Genomic DNA, 7,462 nt, shown 5'->3' on the forward strand with positions numbered 1-7,462 from the left:
AGCGCTGCGGGGTGGCCGGAGGGATCAGAGGGGTTGTGAGGGGGTGCTGCGCATGATTGTCAGGGCACGGGTGAGCAGGGTGCGGCCTTCTTGGATTGATTCTGGGCGGTCTTCGACCAGGTGTTCCAGCCATAGGCCGTTGATGAGGACGGCTGTGAGGCGGGCGTCGGCCGGGGGCAGGTCGTGGCCGGCTGTGCGCAGGGTCTGGGTCAGGATCGTGTTCCAGCCGTCGGTCCAGTCGCGGGCCACCTGTTGCAGTGCGGGGTCGCGTCCGGCGTGCAGGTAGAGCTCCCACAGGCTGAGCCGGCGGGGGCGGTCGGCGGTTAGTTCGGTCAGCAGGTTGCCGAGTGGGTCGGTGCCGGTGGCGGCGGCGCGCAGTGTGGCTAGTTCTTCGGTGACCAGCAGGGCGAAGGCCTCGGTGAGGAGTTCTTCGCGGCAGGAGAAGTAGTAGGTGGTCGCGGCCAGGGGCAGGCGGGCGTGCCGGGCGACGGCGCGGTGGGTGACGGCGACGAAGCCGCCTTCGTGGAGGAGGTGCACCGCTGCTGAGAGGAGTTTCTGGCGGCGTCGTCTGCCGCGTTCCTGTGCCGGTTGCCGTCCGGTGGGGTTGTCGGTTTTCCGCTCGGCGCCGGTTGTGTCTGGGCGGGGGTGCTCCGGGCTGGTTGTGCGGTGGGTGGTGTCGTCTGTGGTGGTGCCGTTCGCGGTGCCGCCTGCCGGGGGTGTGCCGGTCGAGGGCGTGTGCAGGCCGCGAGGGCGGGTCAATGGGTGCTGCCTGCCAGGTTGAGCAGTACCACTCCGCCGATGATGAGCGCGATGCCGCCGATCTTGATCAGGTTGAGTGTCTCGCCGAGGAACAGCATGCCGATGACGGTGATGATGGCGGTTCCGGCGCCGGACCAGACGGCGTAGGCCGTACCGATCTCGAGTTGCAGTTTGAGTGCCTGGCCCAGCAGGGCGAATGCCGCTGCGTAGCCGACCACGACGGCGATGGCCCAGCCTTTGTGGGTGAAGCCGTCGCTCAGTTTGAGTGCGGTGGTTGCGATGATCTCGGCGATGATGGCTCCTGCCAGGAGCAGCCATGCCATGTCACTCCCCCAAACCCCTCTTACATCCCCTCCTAAACTAGTACGAACGTACCATTTCTAACGGGTGGGTGCGTCGTAATCGGCCGCTGGTCTTGCCGGAGGCAGCGGCCTTGGAGAGCGGTGCGGGTGCCCGGGGGTGGTTCCAGCGGTTCCACTTGCGAGAGGTGTCGAAAGCGTGTTCCACTGATCGGCATGCGATGGGAGGCGCCCGCCCTGCTCGCCGAGCCCACCGAGGCCAGGCCCAGGATCGAGCGCACTGCGGTGATCCGGGTTCACGGTGCGCTGACCTGCTACGAGGTGCAGGCGCGTGCCGCGCTTGAGCGCACCGCCGAGGGCTGGTCGGTCAGTCCTTACCGTGGGTGTGCCGAGGGATGCCGCTACTGCTCGGTGCGGCGAAGCCACCGTTACCTCGGGCTGGACTCCGGCACCGACTTCGACTCCCGGATCGTGGTGCGCACCAACATCGTGCAGCGGCTGCGTGCCGATCTGGCCTCCCGGTGGGACGGTGAGCATGTCACCGTCGGGGTCGCGGGTGACTGCTACCAGGGGGCCGAGGAGGTCTATCGGCTGATGCCCGGTGTCGTGGCGGCGTTGCGTGAGGCGGGGGCGCCTTTCACCGTGTACACCAAGAGCACGCTGATCCTGCGCGATGTGGAGTTGCTGGCGGCGGCTCCCGGTGCGGGCGTGGTGGTTTCGATCGCGTTTGTCGACGATCGGATTCGCCGGAGCGTGGAGCCGGGCGCGCCGAGTGCGCAGAAGCGGCTGGAGTTGGTGGCCGAGCTGAACGAGCGTGGTGTGCCCAGCGGGGTGGCGATGGCTCCCATCCTGCCGTTGCTCACCGACTCCCCCGACCAGCTCGCCGCGACCGTGCGGCGTGTCGCCGCGGCGGGGGCCGTCAGTCTCGCCCCGCAGGTGCTGCGGCTGCCGCCCGGTGCGCGGGAGTGGTATCTGGCGTGGGTGGATGAGCACCATCCCGCGCTGGCCGCGCGGTATGGCGAGCTGTACGGCAGGGGGCCCGACGCCGATCCCGGTTATGTGCGGGGTGTCACGGGGCAGGTTCTGCAGCTGGCCGCCCGGTACGGCATGGGCCCGACCCGGCCGGAGCAGCCCCTGCCACTGGCGTTGCCCGCCCCTCCTCAGCTGACGCTGCTGTGACGGCTGGAGCCGGGGATGCCGGTCGGTGGGCTCTGAGCTTTGTTTCCCCGGCCAGGGGCAATCCCGGGGCAGGGGTTGTGTCCTGGAGGGGCCGGGGGGGAACGTTCCCGCGCCGCGGGCTCACGCCTTGATGGCGCTGCCCTTCTTCCACTGCTTGAACGGCATCTGCCAGAAGCCCCAGCCGTTGTTCCACTCCAGTTCCCTGGTGGTGCCGGTGATGGTGATCACGTCGCCGCGCTGGACCTGGTCGTAGAACCACTTGGCCTGGTCGGGGCGGGCGTTGACGCAGCCGTGGCTGACGTTCTGGCGGCCCTGGGCCCAGACGTTGTTGAGGGCGTGGACGTACTCGCCGCTGTTGGAGAAGCGCACGGCGTGGCCGATCATCAGGTCGTAGTAGCCGGGGTCGCCCTTCTTGCGGCCTGGGGAGATCATCCGCTCGGGGTTGGCCTTGCCCATGGCCAGGTGGATGCCGCTGGTGGTGGTGTATTCGCGGGTGTCGGCCTTGCCCGCGCTGATCAGCATGGTCTGCACGATCTTGCCGTCGCGCTTGACGATCATTTTGTGCTTGCGGGTGTCGACGGTGGCGATCTGGGCGGCGCCGATGCGGATGACCTTGGTCAGGTCCTTGACGCCGTACATGTCCTTGCCGCCCTGCACGCCCTTGATGCGGGCGGTGAAGGTCACCTTCTGGTGGGCGGGCCAGAGTTTGGCGGTGCGGTAGATCACGGTGCTGTCGTTGATCCATCGCCAGGCTCCGGGGACCGGTTTTTCGGCCTGGACCTCCAAGGCCTTCTCCACCCCGGCCTTGTTGGCGACCTGCTGGTTGAAGGTGACGATGATCGGCGCCCCCACGCCGACCTTCTCCCCCTTGATCGACGGGGTGACGTCTGCGACCGCGAGCTCGAGCTTCGGCTTGAGTGTGGTGAAGGTGCTGCTGGCGGTGGTGCCGTCCACGGCGCGGACCGAGACGGTGTACGTGCTGGAGGGCTTCATCGGCACCGTGGAGACCCACTTGGTGCGGCGGGCGTCGAAGTCGCCTTCCAGCTGCTGGCCGCCGCTTTCCACGGTGACCTCTTCGAGGGCGCCGCCCGCGGCGGTGACGACGACTTTCTTGTCCGGGCGTACGGCTGCGCCGCCCTCCGCGGGGCTGATTTTGATCGTCGGTGTCGCGGGGGCGGCGGAGGGGCCCGAGCTGCTGGAGTCCGCGCCGCCTGCCAGGGGTTCCGTTGAGGGTGTCCCGCTGGAGCAGGAGGTGGCCAGCATGGCGGCGGCCAGGGCCAGCCCGGCCAGTGGTGTCTTGAGACCACGACGTTCCACGTTCAGCACAGCTTTCTCCCCCACAACCACAAAGTGCGTCTAAAAACTTTAATAGGTGATGCATAAGGACTGCGCACGGTTCGTGAGACTTGAGTCACATTTAGATCACTTCTGGTGGCTGCCTGCTGGTTTTTTCGCCACCGCGAGCGGGGAAACCGGCAGACGGCGCGGACAGCGGCGGACAGTGCGGGGGCGGGGCGCACGGGAAAAGCGGTGTCTTTCCCGGCGCGTGAGGCGTCAAAGGTCCCGGCCCGGGCATGCAGGGCGCGAGACCGCCTGCCGCCCTACGGCCCTGCTCCGGCGGGATCGCCGTGCCACACGCAGAAAGATAGGCTCGGCTGGAGGGCTTGAAACGGAGGGGGTGGATGATGATCGCAGCACAACCCGCCGACGAGACCACCCGCCTCGGAGGTGACCACCTCGAGGAAACCACCCGGGCACCGGACCGGGAGTCAGGCGGGCGGGAGCCCGGCCGGGAACTCCTGCGCGCCATCGTCGAGGCCTCCGGCGAAGGCATGGTGCTGTGCGGTCCCGACGACGTCGTGGTGATGCTCAACGCCGCCGCGGCCCGCCTGGTCCCCGAGGTCGTCCCCGGCCGCCCGGTCGGCTCCGGCGGAGCCGGGGCGCTCTTCGACCTCGGCCATCCCGAGGGTGAGAGCCGGGAGAGCGGCCACGGGGCCCAGCGGCTGCGGGTGCGCCGCGAGTCTTTCGGCCTCTCCCACCGCGCCTGGTATTTGCGCGACGTCACCGACGAGTCCGCCAGGACCGACGCGCTGCTGGCCGAGCGAAGGCGCACCCGGTTCCTGATGGAGGCCGGGCCACGCCTTTCGGCCTCGCTCAACACCCGCCGCTGCGCCCGCGCCGCGGTCGAGCTCGCCGTTCCCTTCCTGGCCGACGCCGCGATGGTCGTGCTGCCGCTCGCGGGGCTGCGCCAGACGAGCTGGCTGCGCGCCACCGCCCGGCGCAGGGCTCTGGAGGAGGGCACGGTCAGCGCGGCCGCCGCCGCCCAGGTGCCCGGCCTGGCCGAGGCCCTCGCGGGCTTCCCGCCGGCGCCCAGCCGGTGGCTGGATCCCGCCCAGGTGCCCGGGTGGCTGTTGCCCGAAGGGTTCGGCCAGGCGGGGCACCTGCTGGTGACGCCGCTGCCCGGCAACGGGGTGCCCGCAGGAGCGCTGGTGCTGGCCCGCCATGAGGACGGCGCGCCTTTCGACGAGGAGACCGAAACCCTGGTGCGGATGTTCGCGGCCAGGGCGGGCACGGCGATTTCCGCCGCAACCCTGTACCAGGAGCAGAGCGAGACCAACGCGATCCTGACCGGGGGCCTGCTGCCGCCCGAACTGCCCGCCCTGGCCGGGGTGCGGCTGGCGGGCTCGTTGCGCGCCGCCCAGCAGACGGGGCTGATCGGCGGCGACTTCTACGATCTTTGCCTGCCCTCCCCCGGCACGCCGGGCGAGCCGCTGGTCGTCCTGGGCGACGTCTGCGGCAAGGGCGCCCGCGCCGCCGTACTGGCCGGGCAGGTCCGCCAGTCGCTGCGCACGCTGCTGCTGCTGGAGAGCAGCCCCGAGCGGCTCGTGCCGCTGCTGAACCGCTCCCTGCTGGCCTGTCCCTCTCCCCGTTCCTACGTCACCCTCGTGCTGGGCGCGCTGCGGACCGGCCAGGACGGTCACGTGCGCATGAATCTGGCCGTCGCCGGTCATCCCGCGCCGCTGATTCTGCGTGGCGACGGCACCGTGCAGGAGGCCGGTGCCCGCGGCTCGCTGCTGGGGGCGTTGAAGGACACCGTCCTGACTCCCGCCGTCGTCGACTTGGCGCCGGGCGAGGTGTGCCTGTTCTACAGCGACGGCATCACCGAGGCGTTCGGCGGCCCCAGCGGCAGGGAGATGTACGGCCTGCAGCGGCTGAAGAACGCCCTGTCGACGTGCGCGGGCATGCCGGTCTCCGCCGTGGTCGAGCGGCTGGAGCAGATCAGCACCGACTGGCTGGCGGGCACGACCCAGGACGATCGGGCGCTGCTGGCCGTACAGGCGGCGGGGCCGGTGGGATGAGCCGTCTCACCCTGGCCGCCGGAGGCCTGCTCTCCGCCGGGGAACGCTACCTCGAGCGCATCGGCGAGACCGACGAGTTCGGTGCCGTCGACCTGGTCCTCGGCCTGCTCGATGACGGCGTGCCCGCGGAAAGCCTGCTGCTGGAGCTCATCGCGCCCGCCCAGCGGCGCATCGGCGAGCTGTGGGCGGCCAACCGGTGGTCGGTGGCCCGTGAGCACGGTGCCACGGCCATCAGTGAACGCGCCGTCGCCGCGATCGTGGCCAGGGTCAGGCCCGAGCCTGTCCTGGGCAGGATCACGGTCGCCTGCACCGACGGCGAGTACCACGCGCTGCCCACCCGGCTGGTGGCCGAGGTGCTGCGCCTGCGCGGCTGGCGGGTCGACTTTCTGGGCGCCAGCGTGCCCGGCCCCCACCTGATCACCCACCTGCACCAGACCGGTCCGGACGCGGTCGCGCTGGGCTGCGCGCTGCCGACTCGCCTGCCCCGCGCGCACGCCACGCTCACCGCCTGCCAGGCCGTCGGGGTGCCGGTCCTGGCCGGTGGCTCTGGTTTCGGGGCCGATGGTCGCTTCGCCGGGCTGCTGGGCGCCGACGGGTGGGCCCCCACCGCGGACGTGGCCGCCGATCACCTGGCCGCTGGAGGGCTGCCGGCCTTTCCCGTCCCTCGGGACCCGCTGGCCCACCTGTCGGATGAGGAGTACACCCAGCTGACGTGCCGCCGCGGCGCCCTGCTCACCGGCGCGATGACCACCCTCGCCGCCGCCTATCCGCCGATGGCGGCCTACACCGCCCGGCAGTTGGAGTCCACCGCCGAAGACCTTGGGCACATCCTCGACTTTCTGGGTGCGGCGCTGTACGTCGACGATGCCCGGCTGTTCACCGACTTCATCTCCTGGACCACCGGCGTGCTGCTGGCGCGCGGGGTGCCGGTCAGGGCGGTCGAGGCGGGATTACGGGTTTTCCACGGTGAGCTGCGAGACTTCCCCCGTGCCCGTCACCTGCTACTCCAGGCGATCGAGGCGGCGCACACAGCCGGTGCCGAGTTGGAGATCTGACAATAGATGCTGGAAAAGACCCCGTTCCGTACCGAGGCGCGGAACACCGCTTCGGACACCGTGCTGCTGGTGCTCACCGGTGATCTGGACTACGACACGGCCGCCGAGCTCTTTACCCAGGCGCAGGGCCTGTTCCCCGGGGACGTGCGCCACCTGCATCTGGACCTGTCCGGCCTGAACTTCGTCGACTCCTCCGGGGTGGCGGCGCTGATCAACGTCTACAACGCCGCTCACGAGCACGGCGCCGTCATGCGCATCGTCGCCCTGACCTCCTACCTGCGCCACCTGTTCCGGGTCACCGCCCTGGACCAGGTGTTCGATCTGCCCGGATAGGCGGTGCCGAGGGCCGATCCACGTCTGTGGCGCGGCCGTTTCGGCTCCCCGGTTGTCCGAAGGTTGATTGTTAAACGACGCACCGCACCTTTGAACAACCGGCGTCGGCTATAACGAGCCCAGGGCAACTCACCGGCGGGTCTCGAAGCATCCGGTGACGGCCCGGCGGCTCCCCGGGGCCGCTCCTTGCTCGTTGTCGACAGCGAAGGACGCACTCCCCCATGCGCATCTCCACATTCGCCGAAGAAACCGCCTCGCCGTTCGCCGTACTGCCCTCTCGGCTCCGCCAGGAGGTCAAGGCGGGGGTACGGCAGAGCTCGTACGGCAGGCGGCGGCTCGGAGAAGGACTTGACCGAATCCGGAAGCAGGCGCTTCAGGCGTTCGCGCGCGGCGTGCGCGTGACCGCCCAAGGACAATGACCAAGCCGGTGACGAGATCCCGGACCGCTGCCCGCTCCGGCCTGCTTGCCGGAGCGGGC

8 protein-coding genes are annotated in these 7,462 nt (G+C 70.1%); 5 read left to right on the forward strand and 3 right to left on the reverse strand.

Going from position 1 to position 7,462, the window contains the following annotated elements; all coding sequences use genetic code 11:
- Positions 1 to 24 precede the first annotated feature (24 nt).
- On the reverse strand, positions 25 to 759 hold the full coding sequence (locus AB0395_RS36295) for a TetR family transcriptional regulator C-terminal domain-containing protein (RefSeq protein ID WP_366288862.1): 735 nt from the start codon (positions 757 to 759) through the stop codon (positions 25 to 27).
- The gene (locus AB0395_RS36300) at positions 756 to 1,082 is read right to left on the reverse strand and encodes an SMR family transporter (RefSeq protein ID WP_366288865.1); all 327 of its coding nucleotides are present in this window, start codon (positions 1,080 to 1,082) and stop codon (positions 756 to 758) included. Before AB0395_RS36300 ends, AB0395_RS36295 begins: the two co-directional genes overlap by 4 nt.
- 192 nt (positions 1,083 to 1,274) lie before the next feature.
- Here AB0395_RS36300 and AB0395_RS36305 point away from each other — a divergent pair, with 192 nt between their 5' ends.
- Positions 1,275 to 2,237, forward strand: coding sequence for a radical SAM protein (locus AB0395_RS36305; RefSeq protein ID WP_366288868.1), 963 nt, complete (start codon positions 1,275 to 1,277; stop codon positions 2,235 to 2,237).
- A 120-nt stretch (positions 2,238 to 2,357) separates the two neighbouring features.
- On the opposite strand, the gene AB0395_RS36310 is transcribed toward AB0395_RS36305, so the two are convergent.
- Positions 2,358 to 3,563: an Ig-like domain-containing protein gene (locus AB0395_RS36310; RefSeq protein WP_366288870.1), complete on the reverse strand. Its 1,206-nt coding sequence runs from the start codon at positions 3,561 to 3,563 to the stop codon at positions 2,358 to 2,360.
- Positions 3,564 to 3,919: 356 nt separating this feature from the next.
- Between AB0395_RS36310 and AB0395_RS36315 the strand changes: the two genes are divergently transcribed.
- The 4 genes from AB0395_RS36315 to AB0395_RS36330 all read left to right on the forward strand — a co-directional run bounded on the left by AB0395_RS36315 (position 3,920) and on the right by AB0395_RS36330 (position 7,403).
- Positions 3,920 to 5,596, forward strand: a complete 1,677-nt coding sequence (locus AB0395_RS36315; RefSeq protein WP_366288872.1) for a SpoIIE family protein phosphatase — start codon at positions 3,920 to 3,922, stop codon at positions 5,594 to 5,596.
- Positions 5,593 to 6,651 carry a cobalamin-dependent protein gene (locus AB0395_RS36320; RefSeq protein ID WP_366288875.1) on the forward strand — a complete coding sequence of 353 codons (1,059 nt, stop codon included), beginning with the start codon at positions 5,593 to 5,595 and terminating at the stop codon, positions 6,649 to 6,651. Before AB0395_RS36315 ends, AB0395_RS36320 begins: the two co-directional genes overlap by 4 nt.
- 6 nt (positions 6,652 to 6,657) lie before the next feature.
- Positions 6,658 to 6,984, forward strand: a complete 327-nt coding sequence (locus AB0395_RS36325) for an STAS domain-containing protein (RefSeq protein WP_366288877.1) — start codon at positions 6,658 to 6,660, stop codon at positions 6,982 to 6,984.
- 221 nt (positions 6,985 to 7,205) lie between these two features.
- On the forward strand, positions 7,206 to 7,403 hold the full coding sequence (locus tag AB0395_RS36330) for a hypothetical protein (protein ID WP_366288879.1): 198 nt from the start codon (positions 7,206 to 7,208) through the stop codon (positions 7,401 to 7,403).
- Positions 7,404 to 7,462 lie beyond the last annotated feature (59 nt).

The sequence above is a fragment of the Streptosporangium sp. NPDC051023 genome (assembly GCF_040689595.1).
In the GTDB taxonomy this organism is placed as follows: domain Bacteria; phylum Actinomycetota; class Actinomycetes; order Streptosporangiales; family Streptosporangiaceae; genus Streptosporangium.

Bases quoted from the DNA above. Each gene is read 5' to 3' on its own strand.
- AB0395_RS36300 (WP_366288865.1), bottom strand. From the start codon at position 1,082: ATGGCATGGCTGCTCCTGGCAGGAGCCATCATCGCCGAGATCATCGCA.
- AB0395_RS36305 (WP_366288868.1), top strand. From the start codon at position 1,275: ATGCGATGGGAGGCGCCCGCCCTGCTCGCCGAGCCCACCGAGGCCAGG.
- AB0395_RS36315 (WP_366288872.1), top strand. From the start codon at position 3,920: ATGATGATCGCAGCACAACCCGCCGACGAGACCACCCGCCTCGGAGGT.
- AB0395_RS36320 (WP_366288875.1), top strand. From the start codon at position 5,593: ATGAGCCGTCTCACCCTGGCCGCCGGAGGCCTGCTCTCCGCCGGGGAA.
- AB0395_RS36325 (WP_366288877.1), top strand. From the start codon at position 6,658: ATGCTGGAAAAGACCCCGTTCCGTACCGAGGCGCGGAACACCGCTTCG.
- AB0395_RS36330 (WP_366288879.1), top strand. From the start codon at position 7,206: ATGCGCATCTCCACATTCGCCGAAGAAACCGCCTCGCCGTTCGCCGTA.